The organism is Citrobacter sp. XY323, from assembly GCF_025106035.1.
Lineage (GTDB): Bacteria > Pseudomonadota > Gammaproteobacteria > Enterobacterales > Enterobacteriaceae > Citrobacter > Citrobacter braakii.
On sequence record NZ_JANYUK010000019.1, the window covers coordinates 67,702 to 85,835 of the forward strand.

General features: G+C 53.2%; 15 protein-coding genes and 1 tRNA gene. 6 read left to right on the forward strand and 10 right to left on the reverse strand.

Features of this window, described 5'->3' with window-relative positions:
• Positions 1-1,485: a guanosine-5'-triphosphate,3'-diphosphate diphosphatase gene (gene gppA / locus N0B36_RS22535; RefSeq protein ID WP_181636113.1), complete on the forward strand. Its 1,485-nt coding sequence runs from the start codon at positions 1-3 to the stop codon at positions 1,483-1,485.
• 47 nt (positions 1,486-1,532) lie between these two features.
• On the opposite strand, the gene rep is transcribed toward gppA, so the two are convergent.
• Positions 1,533-3,554, reverse strand: coding sequence for a DNA helicase Rep (gene rep, locus N0B36_RS22540; protein WP_016157836.1), 2,022 nt, complete (start codon positions 3,552-3,554; stop codon positions 1,533-1,535).
• A gap of 145 nt (positions 3,555-3,699) precedes the next feature.
• Here rep and ppiC point away from each other — a divergent pair, with 145 nt between their 5' ends.
• Entirely contained in the window at positions 3,700-3,981 is a 282-nt protein-coding gene (ppiC, locus tag N0B36_RS22545; protein WP_016155104.1) for a peptidylprolyl isomerase PpiC, read from the forward strand.
• 53 nt (positions 3,982-4,034) lie between these two features.
• Here ppiC and ilvC read toward each other — a convergent pair whose 3' ends face one another.
• Entirely contained in the window at positions 4,035-5,510 is a 1,476-nt protein-coding gene (gene ilvC / locus N0B36_RS22550) for a ketol-acid reductoisomerase (protein ID WP_259689230.1), read from the reverse strand.
• Positions 5,511-5,662: 152 nt separating this feature from the next.
• Here ilvC and ilvY point away from each other — a divergent pair, with 152 nt between their 5' ends.
• Together ilvY and fabV are read left to right on the forward strand one after the other, a co-directional pair.
• A complete protein-coding gene (ilvY, locus tag N0B36_RS22555; RefSeq protein WP_016155102.1) occupies positions 5,663-6,565 on the forward strand; it encodes an HTH-type transcriptional activator IlvY in 903 nt (300 codons plus the stop codon).
• Positions 6,566-6,740: 175 nt separating this feature from the next.
• Entirely contained in the window at positions 6,741-7,934 is a 1,194-nt protein-coding gene (gene fabV, locus N0B36_RS22560; protein WP_016155101.1) for an enoyl-ACP reductase FabV, read from the forward strand.
• 63 nt (positions 7,935-7,997) lie between these two features.
• Here the strand turns inward: fabV and ilvA are convergent, their stop codons facing one another.
• From ilvA to ilvL, 6 genes are all read right to left on the reverse strand, one after another.
• Positions 7,998-9,542, reverse strand: a complete 1,545-nt coding sequence (gene ilvA / locus N0B36_RS22565) for a threonine ammonia-lyase, biosynthetic (protein WP_016157833.1) — start codon at positions 9,540-9,542, stop codon at positions 7,998-8,000.
• A gap of 5 nt (positions 9,543-9,547) precedes the next feature.
• Positions 9,548-11,398: a dihydroxy-acid dehydratase gene (gene ilvD, locus N0B36_RS22570; protein ID WP_016157832.1), complete on the reverse strand. Its 1,851-nt coding sequence runs from the start codon at positions 11,396-11,398 to the stop codon at positions 9,548-9,550.
• Between the two features lie 156 nt (positions 11,399-11,554).
• A complete protein-coding gene (locus N0B36_RS22575) occupies positions 11,555-12,484 on the reverse strand; it encodes a branched-chain amino acid transaminase (protein ID WP_003829030.1) in 930 nt (309 codons plus the stop codon).
• 17 nt (positions 12,485-12,501) lie between these two features.
• Positions 12,502-12,765 carry an acetolactate synthase 2 small subunit gene (gene ilvM / locus N0B36_RS22580; RefSeq protein ID WP_003018017.1) on the reverse strand — a complete coding sequence of 88 codons (264 nt, stop codon included), beginning with the start codon at positions 12,763-12,765 and terminating at the stop codon, positions 12,502-12,504.
• Positions 12,762-14,408, reverse strand: a complete 1,647-nt coding sequence (ilvG, locus tag N0B36_RS22585) for an acetolactate synthase 2 catalytic subunit (protein WP_047499578.1) — start codon at positions 14,406-14,408, stop codon at positions 12,762-12,764. Before ilvG ends, ilvM begins: the two co-directional genes overlap by 4 nt.
• Positions 14,409-14,547: 139 nt before the next feature.
• Positions 14,548-14,646 carry an ilv operon leader peptide gene (gene ilvL, locus N0B36_RS22590; protein ID WP_001311244.1) on the reverse strand — a complete coding sequence of 33 codons (99 nt, stop codon included), beginning with the start codon at positions 14,644-14,646 and terminating at the stop codon, positions 14,548-14,550.
• Positions 14,647-14,999: 353 nt separating this feature from the next.
• Here ilvL and N0B36_RS22595 point away from each other — a divergent pair, with 353 nt between their 5' ends.
• Positions 15,000-16,520 (forward strand): YifB family Mg chelatase-like AAA ATPase, encoded by a 1,521-nt coding sequence (locus tag N0B36_RS22595; RefSeq protein ID WP_204566433.1) that lies wholly within the window; start codon positions 15,000-15,002, stop codon positions 16,518-16,520.
• 25 nt (positions 16,521-16,545) lie between these two features.
• On the opposite strand, the gene maoP is transcribed toward N0B36_RS22595, so the two are convergent.
• Entirely contained in the window at positions 16,546-16,884 is a 339-nt protein-coding gene (maoP, locus tag N0B36_RS22600) for a macrodomain Ori organization protein MaoP (protein WP_003018025.1), read from the reverse strand.
• 106 nt (positions 16,885-16,990) lie between these two features.
• On the opposite strand from maoP, the gene hdfR reads away from it, so the two are divergent.
• On the forward strand, positions 16,991-17,836 hold the full coding sequence (hdfR, locus tag N0B36_RS22605) for an HTH-type transcriptional regulator HdfR (RefSeq protein WP_094761725.1): 846 nt from the start codon (positions 16,991-16,993) through the stop codon (positions 17,834-17,836).
• A 100-nt stretch (positions 17,837-17,936) separates the two neighbouring features.
• Here hdfR and N0B36_RS22610 read toward each other — a convergent pair.
• Positions 17,937-18,012, reverse strand: a tRNA-Trp gene (locus N0B36_RS22610).
• Positions 18,013-18,134 lie beyond the last annotated feature (122 nt).

Consider the following 18,134-nt stretch of genomic DNA (forward strand, 5'->3'; position numbering starts at 1 on the left):
ATGCTCACAACCACTTCGCTGTACGCCGCAATTGATTTAGGCTCGAATAGTTTTCATATGCTGGTTGTACGCGAGGTGGCGGGAAGCATTCAGACACTCACGCGTATTAAACGCAAGGTGCGTCTGGCCGCTGGCCTCAACAGCGACAACGTTCTTTCCGCTGAAGCTATGGAGCGCGGCTGGCAATGCCTGCGCCTGTTTGCTGAACGTCTGCAGGATATCCCTCAGCCGCAAATCCGCGTGGTCGCCACGGCAACATTACGCATCGCGGTAAACGCCGATGAGTTTATCGCCAAAGCGCAAGAGATCCTCGGCTGTCCTGTCCAGGTCATCAGCGGCGAAGAAGAAGCGCGGCTGATTTATCAAGGTGTTGCCCACACCACCGGCGGCGCCGATCAGCGTCTGGTCGTTGATATTGGCGGTGCCAGTACTGAACTGGTTACCGGCTCCGGCGCGCAAACCACCTCTCTGTTCAGCCTGTCAATGGGCTGCGTCACCTGGCTCGAAAGGTATTTCACCAATCGTAATCTGGCACAGGAAAACTTTGACGAAGCAGAGAAAGCGGCTCGCGAAGTTCTGCGCCCGGTCGCCGACAAACTGCGTTTTCATGGCTGGAAAGTTTGCGTTGGTGCCTCTGGCACCGTCCAGGCGTTACAGGAAATCATGATGGCGCAAGGCATGGATGAGCGCATTACGTTGGCCAAGCTTCAGCAGCTTAAACAGCGCGCCATTCATTGTGGTCGTCTGGAAGAGCTGGAAATAGAAGGGTTAACGCTGGAACGCGCACTGGTTTTTCCCAGCGGACTGGCCATTCTGATCGCCATTTTCACCGAACTGAATATTCAATGCATGACACTGGCCGGCGGCGCACTACGCGAAGGTCTGGTCTACGGAATGCTGCACTTGCCGGTTGATCAGGACATTCGCAGCCGTACGCTGCGTAATATTCAGCGTCGATTTATGGTCGACACCGATCAGGCGAATCGCGTCACGCAATTGGCTGTACATTTACTCGAACAGGTGAAAGATGAGTGGCATCTTGAAGCCATTTGTCGTGAACTGCTGCAAAGTGCCTGTCAGTTGCATGAAATAGGACTGAGCGTAGAATATAAGCAGGCGCCACTGCATGCCGCCTGGCTGGTACGTAATCTCGATCTCCCGGGCTTTACTCCCGCGCAGAAAAAACTGTTAGCCACGCTGTTGCTCAACCAAACTAATCCGGTCGATCTCTCTTCACTCCACCAGCAAAACGCTGTGCCACCACGCATCGCTGAGCACCTTTGCCGTTTGCTACGCCTGGCGATCATTTTCGCCGCTCGCCGTCGCGACGATTTAGTGCCACATATCACCCTGCAAGCTCAGGATGAGAATCTGACGTTAACGCTACCGGAAGGCTGGCTGGAACATCATCCATTAGGTACAGAGTTAATCGATCAGGAAATACAGTGGCAAAGCTATGTCCACTGGCCGCTGGAAGTGCATTAGATGCTGGCTGCCGGATAGCGCTTACGCTTATCCGGCCTACAAAATACCTATTTCTCTTTGGCTTTCGCCATCATCGCCCGAATATTGGCAATGCTGGCCTGCCCTTTTTGCATCCGCTCCTCGGCACTCACCACTTTACGCTCCTGTTCCCAGATAACGTCATCTTGTGGTAGTTCCAACAGGAAACGGCTCGGTTCCGGTCGAACCAGTTCACCGTACTGGCGGCGCTCTTTACACAGCGTGAAGATAAGTTCTTTCTGCGCACGTGTAATCCCGACGTAAGCCAGACGACGCTCTTCGTCGATGTTATCTTCATCGATGCTGCTCTGGTGCGGCAAAAATCCTTCTTCCATTCCCACCATAAATACGTACGGGAACTCCAGTCCTTTTGAAGCATGCAGCGTCATCAACTGCACCTGATCCAACTCTTCTTCGCTCTCTCCGCGCTCCATCATGTCGCGCAGGGTAAAGCGGGTAACGACCTGAGTCAGGGTCATTGGCTCTTCCAGCTCACTACCTTCCAGCATCTCCGTCATCCAGCTGAACAGCGTGTTGACGTTTTTCATACGCATTTCGGCCGCTTTCGGGCTCGGCGAGGTTTCATACAGCCAGGATTCGTAATCAATGCCGTGGATCAGATCGCGTACGGCGGCAACCGGCTCGCGCTCCGCCAGACGTTGAATTTCACCCAGCCAGTGCGTAAAGCGGGTCAGAGAATCATATCCGCGCCCGGTTAGCGTCTGGCTAAGTCCCATATCAAAGCTGGCGGTAAACAGGCTTTTATTACGCGTCATCGCCCATTCCCCCAACTTTTGCAGCGTGGCCGGACCGATTTCACGCTTTGGCGTATTTACGATGCGCAAAAATGCACTGTCATCATCCGGGTTGCTGAGCACGCGCAGATAGGCCAGCAGATCTTTAATCTCCGGACGTGAGAAGAACGACGTCCCGCCGGAAATTTTGTACGGGATGCGGTTTTGCATCAGAAACTTTTCGAACACTCGCGACTGATGATTACCACGATACAGGATGGCGTAATCTTTATACTGCGTCTTGTTCACAAAGTGATGGGCAATCAGCTCCCCGGTCACGCGTTCTGCTTCGTGCTCTTCATTATTCGCACTCAACACCTTCAGCTCAGCGCCGTAGCCCAGCTCAGAAAAGAGCCGTTTTTCAAAGACGTGTGGGTTGTTAGCAATAAGGATGTTCGCCGCCTTCAGGATACGCCCTGATGAGCGATAGTTTTGCTCCAGCTTCACCACCTGCAGCGCCGGAAAATCTTTGCTTAACAGTACCAGGTTCTGCGGACGTGCACCGCGCCAGGAGTAGATCGACTGATCGTCATCACCCACGACGGTAAAGCGCGCGCGTTTCCCCACCAGCAACTTCACCAACTCGTACTGGCTGGTGTTGGTATCCTGATATTCATCCACCAGCAGGTAGCGGATTCGGTTTTGCCAACGCTCACGTACCTCTTCATTGCGCTGCAACAGCAGCGTGGGGAGCAGGATCAGATCGTCAAAATCGAGGACGTTACACGCCTTCATATGCGCGTCATACAGACCATAGCAGTGGGCAAAAATACGATCGCGTTCACCCTTTGCACTGGCTGCCGCCTGCGCTGGGGTCATCAGATCGTTTTTCCAGTTGGAGATCGTTGAAATCAACTGTTGAAGGATAAGCTTATCGTCTTCAATTAGCCCTTCGGTCAATTCCTTAAGCAGGGCCACCTGGTCAGTATCATCAAATAACGAGAAGTTCGACTTCATCCCCAGCGCGGCGTATTCACGCTTAATGACATCCAGTCCCAGAGTGTGGAAAGTAGAGATCATCAACCCGCGCGCTTCTTTACGACCCAACGTTTGCGCCACACGCTCTTTCATCTCACGCGCAGCCTTATTGGTAAAGGTTACTGCCGCAATATGTCGTGCCTGATAGCCACATTCACGGATCAGATGTGCGATTTTGTTTGTGATAACACGCGTCTTACCGGAACCCGCTCCCGCCAGCACCAGGCAAGGTCCGGTGACGAATTCGACGGCTTGTTGTTGTCCGGGGTTCAAACGCATAGAGGATTGCTCAATCTGTAAACACGGGGATGTGGATTGTAGCAGAAAGTGACGCCAGGGGGATCGGTCATAGCCCATCGCCGAAGACCATGGATTACATGCTACTATTGCGCCCTGATTTATCACTCAACTCAGAGCACAAACCATGGCAAAAACAGCATCAGCAGTGCATATCCTTGTTAAAGAAGAGAAACTGGCTCTCGATCTTCTGGAACAAATCAAAAATGGCGCCGATTTTGGTAAACTGGCGAAGAAACACTCTATCTGCCCGTCGGGCAAACGCGGCGGCGATTTAGGCGAATTCCGTCAGGGCCAGATGGTTCCGGCGTTTGATAAAGTGGTGTTCTCCTGCCCGGTGCTGGAGCCAACCGGCCCACTGCACACTCAGTTCGGTTATCACATCATTAAAGTGCTGTACCGTAACTAATAAAAAGCCCGGTGTGTTCAACCACCGGGCTTTTTTTGCCGAATGGCAGCCTCTTAGCCAGCTACAGCAATACGTTTCATATCAGTCATATAGCCACGCAGTTTCTGGCCCACTTTCTCGATAGCATGGCTGCGAATAGCATCGTTTACGTCGCGCAGCTGCGCGTTGTCTACCGCACCTTCGGCAATCGCTTTGCCCAGATCCCCGGTTTGCAGGGTAGTCATGAACTCTTTCAGCAGCGGTACGCACGCGTAAGAGAACAGGTAGTTACCGTATTCTGCGGTATCGGAAATGACAACGTTCATTTCGTACAGGCGCTTACGGGCGATGGTGTTCGCGATCAGCGGCAGTTCGTGCAGTGATTCGTAGTAAGCAGACTCTTCGATGATGCCGGAATCCACCATGGTTTCAAACGCCAGCTCAACGCCAGCCTTCACCATCGCGATCATCAGCACGCCTTTATCGAAGTACTCCTGCTCGCCAATTTTACCTTCAAACTGCAGCGCGGTTTCGAACGCGGTTTTGCCGGTCTCTTCACGCCAGGTCAGCAGTTTCTTATCGTCGTTGGCCCAGTCAGCCATCATGCCTGAAGAGAATTCGCCGGAGATGATGTCATCCATGTGTTTCTGGAACAGCGGCGCCATGATCTCTTTCAGCTGTTCGGACAGCGCATAAGCACGCAGTTTCGCTGGGTTAGACAGACGATCCATCATCAGGGTGATACCGCCCTGCTTCAGCGCTTCGGTGATGGTTTCCCAGCCGAACTGAATCAGTTTTTCGGCGTAAGCCGGGTCAGTACCCTCTTCCACCAGCTTGTCGAAGCACAGCAGAGAGCCAGCCTGCAGCATACCGCACAGAATTGTCTGCTCGCCCATCAGGTCAGATTTCACTTCCGCAACGAAGGACGATTCCAGCACGCCTGCACGGTGACCGCCAGTGGCCGCAGCCCATGCTTTGGCAATCGCCATGCCTTCGCCTTTCGGATCGTTTTCCGGGTGAACGGCGATCAGGGTTGGAACACCAAAACCACGTTTGTACTCTTCACGCACTTCGGTACCCGGACACTTCGGCGCAACCATCACCACAGTGATATCTTTACGGATCTGCTCGCCCACTTCGACGATGTTGAAACCGTGGGAGTAGCCCAGCGCCGCGCCGTCTTTCATCAGCGGCTGTACGGAACGTACAACGTCGGAGTGCTGTTTGTCCGGGGTCAGGTTAACCACCAGATCCGCCTGCGGGATCAGCTCTTCGTAGGTACCTACTTTGAAGCCATTTTCGGTCGCTTTGCGCCAGGAAGCGCGCTTCTCAGCAATCGCTTCTTTACGCAGGGCGTAGGAGATATCCAGACCGGAGTCGCGCATGTTCAGGCCTTGGTTAAGCCCCTGAGCACCGCACCCGACGATGACCACTTTTTTACCCTGAAGGTAGCTTGCGCCATCGGCGAATTCGTCGCGCCCCATAAAGCGACATTTGCCCAGCTGCGCCAGCTGCTGACGCAGGTTCAGTGTATTAAAGTAGTTAGCCATGGTGATACCTCGTGATGTTGTACTGTCTTATTGTTCGGTTCGCGTTTCAGCGAGAATGAACCCACATTACAACAGGAAATTTATTGCGGAAATTGATATATTCACAACATCACATTGCAATATCTGCAACGTAGAAAATCGGAGGCTCGTCCGTGGATTTACGCGATCTGAAAATGTTCCTGCATCTGGCGGAAAGCCGCCACTTTGGCCGCAGTGCGCGGGCAATGCACGTCAGCCCCTCCACACTCTCACGCCAGATCCAACGGCTGGAAGAAGATCTCGGCCAGGCGCTGTTTGTGCGCGATAACCGTACGGTCACGCTGACCGAAGCAGGCGAAGAGCTGCGAGTGTTTGCCCAGCAGACGCTGTTGCAGTATCAACAATTGCGCCACACCCTCGATCAACAGGGACCGTCGCTGTCGGGCGAGCTGCATATCTTCTGCTCGGTTACCGCCGCCTACAGCCACCTGCCGCCAATTCTCGACCGCTTTCGCGCCGAGCACCCCTCGGTTGAAATTAAGCTCACCACCGGCGATGCCGCTGATGCGATGGACAAAGTGGTCACCGGAGAGGCCGATCTGGCAATAGCAGGTAAGCCAGAGACGCTGCCCGGTGCTGTGGCATTCTCGATGCTGGAGAATTTAACGGTAGTGTTGATCGCACCAGCATTGCCTTGCCCGGTACGGAATCAGGTTTCGGTCGATAAACCAGACTGGTCGACGGTGCCGTTTATCATGGCCGACCAGGGGCCGGTACGCCGCCGCATCGAGTTGTGGTTCCGCCGTCACAAAATCAGCAACCCATCGATTTACGCCACCGTGGGGGGGCACGAAGCGATGGTCTCGATGGTGGCGCTGGGTTGCGGCGTGGCGCTGCTGCCGGAAGTGGTGCTGGAAAACAGCCCGGAGCCGGTACGGAATCGCGTGATGATTTTAGAACGCAGCGACGAAAAAACGCCGTTCGAGCTGGGCGTCTGCGCGCCGAAAAAACGGCTGCATGAGCCGCTGATCGACGCGTTCTGGAAGATTGTTCTGGAGCGTAAATCCGCCGAGTAGCGCCAGCGTCAGGTCTAAAATCAGTGGTAGATTCAGTATTGGCACTCCTTTTCTGTATAATGTCCCGTGCCATAATAGATGTGGGGGGCTTGTTAACCATCACGTTTAGCAAGCCAGAACAGACGGTGTCATTGCGCACTTGACAGCGAAAATACAAACTTAATTAGCCATCATTATGATAATCAAACCAAAAATTCGTGGATTCATCTGTACAACGACCCATCCGACTGGCTGCAAAGTCAATGTGGAAAAACAGATCGATTATGTGAAGAAAAACGGGAAAATCGCTAACGGCCCTTCCCGCGTGCTGGTCATCGGTGCTTCCACCGGTTACGGCCTTGCTTCCAGAATTTCCGCCGCGTTTGGCAGCGGAGCCGCCACTATCGGCGTATTTTTCGAAAAACCAGGCACGGAAACCAAGCCAGGTTCCGCGGGCTGGTATAACTCTGCAGCCTTCGATGAGGCCGCAAAACGTGAAGGTCTGTATTCCAAAAGTATCAACGGCGACGCGTTCTCCGACGAGTGTCGCGACGAAGTTATCAAACTGATCAAAGAAGACCTGGGTCAGATTGACCTGGTGGTTTACTCACTGGCATCTCCGGTACGTAAAATGCCGAAAACCGGTGAAATCGTCCGTTCTGCGCTGAAGCCAATCGGTGAGGTTTATACCTCTAAAGCGATCGATACCAACAAAGATCAGATCATAACCGCCAGCATTGAGCCGGCAACCGAAGAAGAAGTTCAGAACACCGTCACCGTTATGGGCGGCGAAGACTGGGAACTGTGGATGGGCGCGCTGAGTGAAGCAGGCGTGCTGGCTGACGGCGTGAAAACCGTTGCCTACTCCTACATCGGTACTGACCTTACCTGGCCAATCTACTGGCACGGCGCGCTGGGCAAAGCAAAAGAAGATCTCGACCGCGCGGCAGGCGCGCTGCGTAATCAACTGGCTCCGCTGAACGGTTCCGCTAACGTTGCTGTACTGAAATCCGTTATCACGCAGGCCTCTTCTGCGATTCCGGTGATGCCGCTGTACATCTCCATGGTCTTCAAGCTGATGAAAGAACAGGGCATTCATGAAGGCTGCATCGAGCAGATCAACCGTCTGATGACCACCAGCCTGTACGGCGATAAAGTGGCGCTTGATGACAACCAGCGTATCCGTATGGATGACTGGGAACTGCGTGAAGACATTCAGCAGGCATGCCGCGATCTGTGGCCGCTGATCACCACCGAAAACCTGGCGCAAAAAACGGACTATGCAGGATACAAGCAGGAATTCCTGAATCTGTTCGGTTTTGGTCTCGACGAAGTGGATTACGATGCGGATGTAAACACCGAAGTCGAATTCGAAGTCATCACGCTGTAATCTGCTGATACAGTTGCAAAAAGGGTTCATGTTTTTACATGAACCCTTTTTTAATGGCTACCGCTAACCCGCCAGGAAGAACCTGAACGCCGGGTTATGCGTTTCATCGTGACAGTCATAACCCAGTTCGTTCAGTCGCGTTTCGAAATCAGGCTCGTGCTCACCCAACTCAAACGCCGCCAGTACGCGACCATAATCGGTTCCGTGACTACGATAGTGGAACAACGAAATATTCCAGTGCGTCCCCAGGGTATGCAGGAATTTGAGCAACGCCCCCGGAGATTCCGGGAATTCGAAGCTGTACAGCCGCTCCTGCAAGGGTTTCGACGGGCGCCCACCGACCATGTAGCGCACGTGCAGCTTCGCCATTTCATCGTCGGACAAATCCACTACGCTGTAGCCGCCCTCATTAAGCAACTGGAGGATTTCCTTACGCTCTTCCAGCCCACGGCTCAGACGGACGCCAACAAAAATACAGGCATCTTTCGCATCAGCAAATCGGTAGTTAAACTCGGTAACCGAGCGTCCTCCCAACAGCTGGCAAAACTTCAGGAAGCTACCCTTTTCTTCCGGAATAGTTACTGCCAGCAACGCTTCGCGCTGTTCGCCCAGCTCGCAACGTTCGGAAACGTAGCGCAGGCCATGGAAGTTAACGTTAGCGCCGGAAAGGATATGCGCCAAACGTTCGCCACGAATGTTGTGCTGGGCAATGTACTTTTTCATCCCCGCCAGCGCCAGCGCACCGGATGGTTCCGCCACCGCACGCACATCCTCGAACAGATCTTTCATTGCCGCGCAGATAGCGTCGCTATCGACAGTGATGATGTCGTCGAGATACTCCTGGCACAAACGGAAGGTTTCGTCGCCGATACGTTTCACCGCCACGCCTTCAGCAAAGAGGCCAACGCGCGGAAGATCGACCGGTTGACCGGCATCCAGCGCCGCTTTCAGGCAGGCTGAGTCTTCAGCTTCAACGGCAATCACTTTGATCTGCGGCATCAGCTGTTTGATCAGCACCGCCACGCCTGCCGCTAATCCGCCACCGCCCACCGGCACGAATACACGATCAAGGTGGGCATCCTGCTGCAATAACTCCAGTGCCAGCGTGCCCTGCCCGGCAATCACCATCGGATGGTCGAACGGAGGAACCCAGGTAAAACCCTGCTGCTGCGACAGCTCAATCGCTTTGGCTTTGGCTTCATCAAAATTCGCGCCGTGTAGCAGTACTTCACCACCGAAACCGCGAACGGCATCGACTTTGATATCGGCGGTAGCCGTAGGCATGACAATCAGTGCCTTCACGCCTAATCGCGCAGAAGAGAAAGCTACGCCCTGAGCATGATTACCTGCCGATGCGGTGATTACGCCATGCGCTTTTTGCTCTTCGGTCAGACCGGCCATCATGGCATAGGCACCGCGCAGCTTGAAGCTGTGAACGGGTTGACGGTCTTCGCGCTTCACCAGGATCACGTTGTCGAGGCGCGAAGAGAGTTTTTCCATTTTTTGTAGCGGTGTGACCTGCGCCGCTTCGTATACCGGCGCACGCAGCACTGCTCTGAGATACTCGGCGCCTTCTGGAGCGCCGGAGAGGGGTTGAGAATCCGCCATGGTCATTATCCCCCTAGTTTCGACTTATCGCGCACCGCACCTTTGTCGGCGCTGGTTGCCAGGCTGGCGTAAGCGCGCAGCGCAAAGGAGACCTGACGCTGACGATCTTTTGGCGTCCAGGCTTTGTCACCACGAGCTTCTTGCGCTTCACGGCGCGCAGCGATTTCCGCATCGCTCAGTTGCAGTTGAATGCCACGATTCGGGATATCGATAGCAATCATGTCGCCATCTTCGATAATTGCGATATTACCGCCGCTGGCCGCTTCAGGAGAAACGTGACCAATGGAAAGCCCTGAAGTACCGCCGGAGAAACGACCGTCGGTAATCAGCGCGCAGGCCTTACCGAGACCCATCGATTTCAGGAAGGTGGTTGGGTAGAGCATTTCCTGCATGCCTGGCCCGCCCTTCGGCCCTTCGTAGCGAATCACCACCACGTCGCCAGCAACCACTTTACCGCCGAGGATAGCTTCAACCGCATCGTCCTGGCTTTCATACACTTTTGCCGGGCCGGTAAATTTCAGGATGCTGTCATCCACACCAGCAGTTTTTACGATACAGCCGTTTTCCGCGAAGTTACCGTACAAGACAGCCAGGCCGCCGTCTTTGCTGTAAGCATGTTCCAACGAGCGAATGCAACCTTCTGCGCGGTCATCATCCAGGGTGTCCCAACGACAATCCTGCGAGAACGCCTGGGTGGTACGGATGCCAGCCGGACCTGCGCGGAACATTTTTTTCACCGCGTCGTCTTTGGTCAGCATAACGTCATAACTATCGAGCGTTTGCGGCAGAGTCAGTCCCAGCACGTTTTTCACGTCGCGGTTCAGAAGCCCGGCGCGATCCAGCTCGCCTAAAATGCCCAGTACGCCGCCCGCGCGGTGCACGTCTTCCATATGGTATTTCTGCGTACTCGGCGCAACTTTACACAGCTGCGGGACTTTGCGGGACAACTTATCAATATCACTCATGGTGAAGTCGATTTCCGCTTCCTGCGCAGCCGCCAGCAAGTGCAGAACGGTGTTGGTGGAACCGCCCATCGCAATATCCAGCGTCATGGCGTTCTCAAACGCCGCCTTGCTGGCAATGTTGCGCGGCAGGGCTGAAGCGTCATCCTGCTCGTAGTAGCGTTTGGTCAGCTCAACGATGCGTTTACCTGCGTTGAGGAACAGCTCTTTACGGTCGGCATGAGTCGCCAACAGCGAACCGTTACCCGGCTGCGACAGACCCAGCGCTTCGGTCAGGCAGTTCATCGAGTTGGCGGTGAACATCCCGGAGCACGAGCCGCAGGTCGGACAGGCCGAACGTTCAACCTGCTCGCTCTGCGAGTCTGAGACTTTCGGGTCTGCGCCCTGAATCATCGCATCAACCAGATCAAGCTTGATGATTTGGTCAGAGAGCTTGGTTTTCCCGGCTTCCATTGGGCCGCCGGAAACAAAGATCACCGGAATGTTTAGCCGCAGAGAGGCCATTAACATCCCGGGGGTGATTTTATCGCAGTTAGAGATGCAGACCATCGCATCGGCGCAGTGGGCGTTAACCATATATTCCACTGAATCGGCGATCAGCTCACGCGACGGCAGTGAATAAAGCATGCCGCCATGACCCATGGCGATACCATCATCCACGGCGATGGTGTTGAACTCTTTCGCCACGCCGCCTGAGGCTTCGATTTGTTCGGCAACCAGCTTACCGAGATCGCGCAGGTGGACGTGGCCCGGCACAAACTGGGTAAAGGAGTTCACCACAGCGATAATCGGTTTACCGAAGTCATCATCGGTCATCCCGGTGGCGCGCCACAGTGCGCGGGCACCCGCCATATTGCGGCCGTGGGTGGTGGTAGCAGAACGATACTTAGGCATGCTTGATTAACTCCCGTCTGTCTTTCCCCTGCATATTTCACGCCGCAGCTGAGGGCTGCCTCGCTCCCCCCAGTCACCTACTAAAGTAAGCTCCTGGGGCTCGCTGCGTTGCCGGCTTCCTGCAACGTGAACTATTTTGGGGAAATATTAATTTTGTTATTGGTTTACTGAATCCAACCAGCCGTATTTATCTTCCGTTTCACCGGTGAAGAGGCCAAAGAAGGCCTGCTGGATGCGTTTGGTGACCGGACCGCAGCGGCCTTCGCCCACCTGAATACCATCGACGCTGCGTACTGGGGTGATTTCGGCCGCGGTACCGGACATGAACACTTCGTCGGCCAGGTACAGCGATTCACGAGACAACACCTGCTCACGCACTTCGATATCGAGATCTTTCGCCAGCTTAATGATCGCGTCACGGGTGATACCCGGCAGCGCGGAAGAGGTAAACGGCGGGGTAAACAGAATGCCGTCTTTTACTTCAAACAGGTTTTCGCCCGCGCCTTCGGAGATGTAGCCATTCACATCCAGCGCAATGCCTTCCTGGTAGCCATGACGACGCGCTTCACTACCCACCAGCAGCGAAGACAGATAGTTACCACCTGCTTTAGCAGCGGTAGGAATCGTGTTCGGCGCAACGCGGTTCCAGGAAGAAACCATCGCGTCGATCCCCTGCTCCAGCGCTTCAGCACCGAGGTAAGCCCCCCATGGGAACGCGGCGATTATCACATCAGTGGTGTATCCCGCAGGCGGGTTAACGCCCATCCCTACGTCGCCAACAAACACCAGCGGACGGATATAGGCGCTGGTCAGGTTGTTTTTACGAATCACCTCACGGCAAGCTTCCATCAGCTCATCAACGCTCTGAGAAACGGGAAAACGATAGATCTTGGCTGAATCACGCAGACGCTGCATATGTTCGCGATGACGGAACACTACCGGCCCTTTGTGAGAATCGTAGCAACGGATCCCTTCAAATACAGAAGTTCCGTAGTGCAGCGCGTGGGACATCACGTGGACCTTCGCGTCTTCCCAACGAATCATCTCGCCATTAGACCAAATGTAATCAGCTTTTTTCGTCGTCATTTTTCTTCCTTTTGCGCTCAGGCGCGGATTTGTTGTGATGTGGTTGTGCTCTGGCAGATAGCAACATGTGCAACATCTACCAGTTTACTTAACTGACTAAACAGTAAGTCGACCGACCGGGGGCTGGCAACGGTCAATTCGATATTTATATTCTGCGCATCGCTGGCGGCTTCCATATTCATGGAGCACACCTGAAAACCACGATGGCGTACCACGCGTAAAACACGTTCTAACGTTTCCGGATTGAAACGAGCCTCAACGGCGACCTGATGTTGCATCATGATAATTTCTCCAGCATTTCTGAGTTACTGGCGCCAGGTGGCACCAGAGGCCAGACATTCTCAAGTTCGTCGATTGAGACATGAAGCAAGTATGGCCCCTCGCTGTTCAGCATGGTGTCGAGTGCCGCTTCAACCTGGTCTTTACGGGTGATGTGTTGACCAGGAATGCCGAAGGCTCTGGCCAACATGAGGAAATCGGGGTTATCGGTAAGGGTGGTTTCGCTATAACGTTCCTGGAAAAACAGCTGCTGCCATTGTCGCACCATGCCTAACCGCTGGTTGTCGAGTAAAACTATCTTCAGCGGCAACTGCTTGCGTTTTACGGTGCCCAATTCCTGTACATTCATCATGAAGGAACCGTCACCGGAGATACAGATTACCGTATCATTCGGGCGAGCAACCTGCGCGCCAACCGCTGCTGGCAGGCCAAAGCCCATCGTCCCCAGACCGCTCGACGTGATGAAATTTTCAGGGCGAGTGTAGGTCATATGCTGTGCCGACCACATCTGATGCTGGCCCACATCCGTTGTCACTACGCTATCCGCAGGTTTGCGATCGGATAACTGCTTTAACAACAGTGGCGCATAGATAGCTTCCCCCGGATGGTCGTAGCGCCAGGTATGTTCTGCGCGCAGTTCAGCGCTGTGCTGACGCCATTCGTCAATCTTCATCAATTGCTGTAATGCTGGCAGAAGAGAATTTAAATCCCCCTGCAGCGCTACGTGTGCCTGGCGCAGTTTGTTCATTTCCGCCGGGTCGATATCCATGTGGATTACGCTGGCGTTCGGTGCGAAGGTATTCAGCTTGCCAGTCACCCGGTCATCAAAACGTGCGCCAACCGCAATCAGTAAATCGCACTCTTGCACCGCAAAATTCGCGGCTTTAGTACCGTGCATTCCCAACATCCCCAAATAGTACGGGTAGTCAGCATCTACTGCGCCCAGACCTTTCAGCGTGCAGGCGACCGGCATTTGGGTTACCGCGATAAATTCACGCAGGGCCGGGACCGCCTGCGCCATACCTACGCCACCACCTACGTACAGGATGGGCTTTTGCGCCTGCGCCAGCATATTACGTGCCTGCTCAACGTCAGCGTGCGGAAACGTCTCTACGTTTTCGACGGTCGTAAAATATGGCTCCAGCGTACCGCTGGCTAATTGGATGTCTTTCGGGATATCAACCAGAACCGGACCCGGACGACCGGAATTCGCCACGGCGAAAGCCTCAGCCATGATACGCGGCAACTCTTCGAGTGACTGTACCAGGAAGCTGTGTTTGGTGCAGGACAGAGACATCCCCAGCACGTCCACTTCCTGGAACGCATCTGTTCCGATGAAAGGTGATGCCACCTGACCGGTGATCGCCACCACTGGAACAGAATCTAACAGCGCATCGGCAAGGCCCGTGATCAGGTTGGTTGCGCCAGGGCCGGAGGTAGCGATACAAACGCCGGTTTTACCGGTCGCACGGGCATAGCCAATCGCCGCCATTGCCGCACCCTGCTCGTGTCGGCACAACAGGTGCTCTACGCCGCCGTCATACAACGCATCGTAAACCGGCATAATTGCGCCACCAGGATAACCAAAGACGGTTTGAACCCCTTGTGCACGCAACGCATGTACCACCCACTGTGCCCCATTCATAGTTACATCCCCGCCGTAAATCTTGAGAAACAGAATTTTATGCTACCGTTCACTTTCTGCTCCTCGTGTATGTTTTTAAGGTCAAAAAAAACCCCCGGACCTTTCGGTGCGGGGGTCTTAGTTCGTTAAGGCTTGTTTTCTAAGCCTTTCCTCGTCCAAGTGCAGCCCCGCACGGTGGGATAATAATCACCACCACGCTAATCACGACCAGGCTAATCACTCGTAGAAGGGCTGTCATTTTTGTATTTTCTTGCATCTTGTTCGAAGGAATACCTAAAGAGTTACCATAGAATTTGCAAATGACACAAGATATTTTTTTATTCGTTTTTCTGACGTCGTTAACGGTTTAGATAAATACCGTTGTTTTTTATACAAAAAAATCAAAAATGAAAATATTTCACGCTTCAGGCGATCCTCGGTAACCCGATCCCCAATACAAACACCATTCAAAAGCATTTGCGGGCGTCATTCCAGGCTTAATGTAAGCAGTTATACGTTGCGCAAAAATACAGGAATCAGCATCTAAAAACCGCAATTATATGAAATCTTGCCGCGATGTATTACGACATAATACTTTTATCAGGAGGAATTATGTCACTATCGATTGTTCACACACGCGCCGCGCTAGGCGTGAATGCGCCAGCCATTACCATCGAGGTACATATCAGCAACGGCCTGCCTGGTTTAACCATGGTGGGGCTGCCCGAAACGACGGTGAAAGAGGCTCGCGATCGGGTACGCAGTGCGATTATTAATAGCGGTTATGAATTCCCGGCAAAGAAGATAACTATAAACCTCGCTCCGGCCGATCTCCCGAAAGAAGGGGGGCGATATGATTTACCTATCGCTGTTGCGCTTCTGGCCGCTTCTGAGCAGCTTACACCCAACAATCTCGACACCTACGAGCTAGTAGGTGAATTAGCGCTTACAGGCGCGCTACGCGGCGTTCCCGGCGCGATATCAAGCGCAACCGAGGCCATTCGTGCAGGCAGGCGAATTATTGTCGCAAAAGAGAATGCCGCTGAAGTTGGACTGATACACGGCGAAGGGTGCCTGATCGCCGATCACCTGCAGACCGTATGCGCATTTCTCGAAGGTAAGCATGATTTAGACAGGCCATCATCCGCAGATTTTACGCCTAACGCATTAGCTGATGATCTGAGCGATGTTATCGGCCAGGAACAGGGTAAACGCGGGCTGGAGCTTACAGCAGCAGGCGGCCACAACCTCTTGCTCATCGGCCCGCCTGGTACGGGAAAGACTATGCTAGCCAGTCGACTCAGAGGGCTGCTCCCTCCACTTAGCAACGATGAAGCGCTGGAAAGTGCCGCGATACTCAGTCTGATCCATTCCGACACGATACAAAAACAGTGGAAGCAACGCCCTTTTCGCTCGCCACATCACAGTGCTTCATTAACCGCCATGGTCGGTGGAGGCTCTATTCCTGCGCCAGGAGAGATCTCTTTGGCGCACAACGGCATACTGTTTCTGGATGAACTACCCGAGTTTGAGCGGCGTACGCTGGATGCACTGCGCGAACCCATCGAGTCCGGGCAGATCCATCTATCTCGCACCAGAGCAAAAATAACCTATCCCGCACGCTTTCAACTCATAGCTGCGATGAATCCAAGCCCGACGGGCCATTATCAGGGAAACCATAACCGCTGTACCCCAGAACAGACGCTGCGCTACCTAAATCGATTGTCAGGTCCATTTCTTGACCGCTTCGACCTCTCCCTCGAAATTCCCTTACCGCCGCCCGGTATACTCAGCCAGAGCGCGATGAAAGGGGAAAATAGCGCAACGGTGAAGCAACGTGTTATGGCAGCGCGAGAGCGTCAGTATCAGCGGCAAAATAAGTTAAACGCACATCTGGACAGTCAGGATATCCATAAATACTGCCTACTGCGTAGCGACGATGCACAGTGGCTTGAAGAAACGCTCGCGCATCTCGGATTGTCTATCCGCGCCTGGCTACGCCTGATTAAGGTCGCTCGAACGATTGCGGATATCGAACAATGTGATCACATCTCTCGCCAGCATTTACAGGAGGCCGTTGGGTACCGAGCGATAGACAGGTTACTCATTCATCTGCAGAAACTACTGACATAAAAAAAGGGCTTTCGCCCTTTTTTTATTAATCATCAGATTCGGTGTAGTCTTCTGCGCCTTCCACCTGAGGTTTCCCACCCGATAAGGTGTGGAAGCGTTTTGGACGCTTAATACGCGTCATGTATTTAGACCACACACGTTCAGCTTCGGTAACCGGCTCACGTTCACCACGGCATACCGCAACAAACAGTTTTTCTTCTTCAGTTACCGGCTCACGCTTGCCCAGATCCAGCTCGTTGAAAGCATAACCGTGACGCTCAAGCAGTTGTGCTTCTTTAATGGTGAAATCACCATGACGGGAGAATCCGCGGGGATAATATTTATTATCGAAATATCGATTAGTCGTCGTAAAGCTTTCCGCCATCCTGCACGCTCCTAATTCTTTGGCCGAGCTATTTATGGCGCGGAGTATTAGTTACGCTTGACAGAGCGTCAAACAAAAGATTTAAATCATAACGACAAATAATTTTATGGAGCGAGTTGTGGATACGGAATTGTTAAAAACTTTCCTGGAAGTTAGCCGGACACGCCACTTTGGCAGGGCTGCTGAAGCACTCTACCTGACCCAATCAGCGGTTAGTTTCCGGATCAGACAACTGGAAAATCAATTGGGTGTAAACCTGTTCACCCGACACAGAAACAATATCCGTTTAACCGCTGCAGGTGAAAAATTATTGCCTTACGCCGAAACGTTGATGAATACGTGGCAGGCAGCACGTAAGGAAGTCGCGAATACCTCGCGGCATAACGAGTTTTCTATCGGTGCCAGCGCATCTCTCTGGGAGTGCATGCTTAATGACTGGTTGAAGCGTTTGTATCAATCTCAGGAGCCACAATCCAGCCTGCAGTTTGAAGCGAGGATCGCTCAACGCCAATCGTTAGTAAAACAGCTTCATGAACGACAGCTTGATCTACTGATTACTACCGAAACACCCAAAATGGACGAATTTAGCAGCCAACTGTTGGGATATTTCACGCTGGCGCTCTATTGCAGCTCTCCGTCGCAAACCAAAGATGAGCTGAATTATTTACGCCTGGAATGGGGACCCGATTTTCAACAACACGAAGCGGGACTAATAGCGGGAGATGAAGTGCCGGTACTCACCACCAGTTCGGCAGAATTGGCCAGGCAGCAACTTTCAGTGATTAAGGGCTTTAGCTGGCTTCCCGTCAACTGGGCCAAAACCAAAAGCGATCTCCATACGGTTACCGACAGTACAACGCTTTCACGTCCTTTATATGCAGTTTGGCTGCAAAACAGCGATAAAAATGGACTAATTTGCGATCTGCTAAGAACGAATATTCTGGAAAATTAAAGAAAATATAGGCAAGGATGCCGGGAGTAAAACAGCAGGAAGGCACGATTCAAATTGCAGGTAAAAAAAAATCCTTAGCAAAAATGCTAAGGATTATTTCTGGCAGGGGCGGAGAGACTCGAACTCGCGACACCCGGTTTTGGAGACCGGTGCTCTACCAACTGAGCTACGCCCCTAAATTTTCTTATCATTAAGCCTGCTTGGTAGCAGGCTTAATTTTCTAATAAGTGGCGGAACGGACGGGACTCGAACCCGCGACCCCCTGCGTGACAGGCAGGTATTCTAACCAACTGAACTA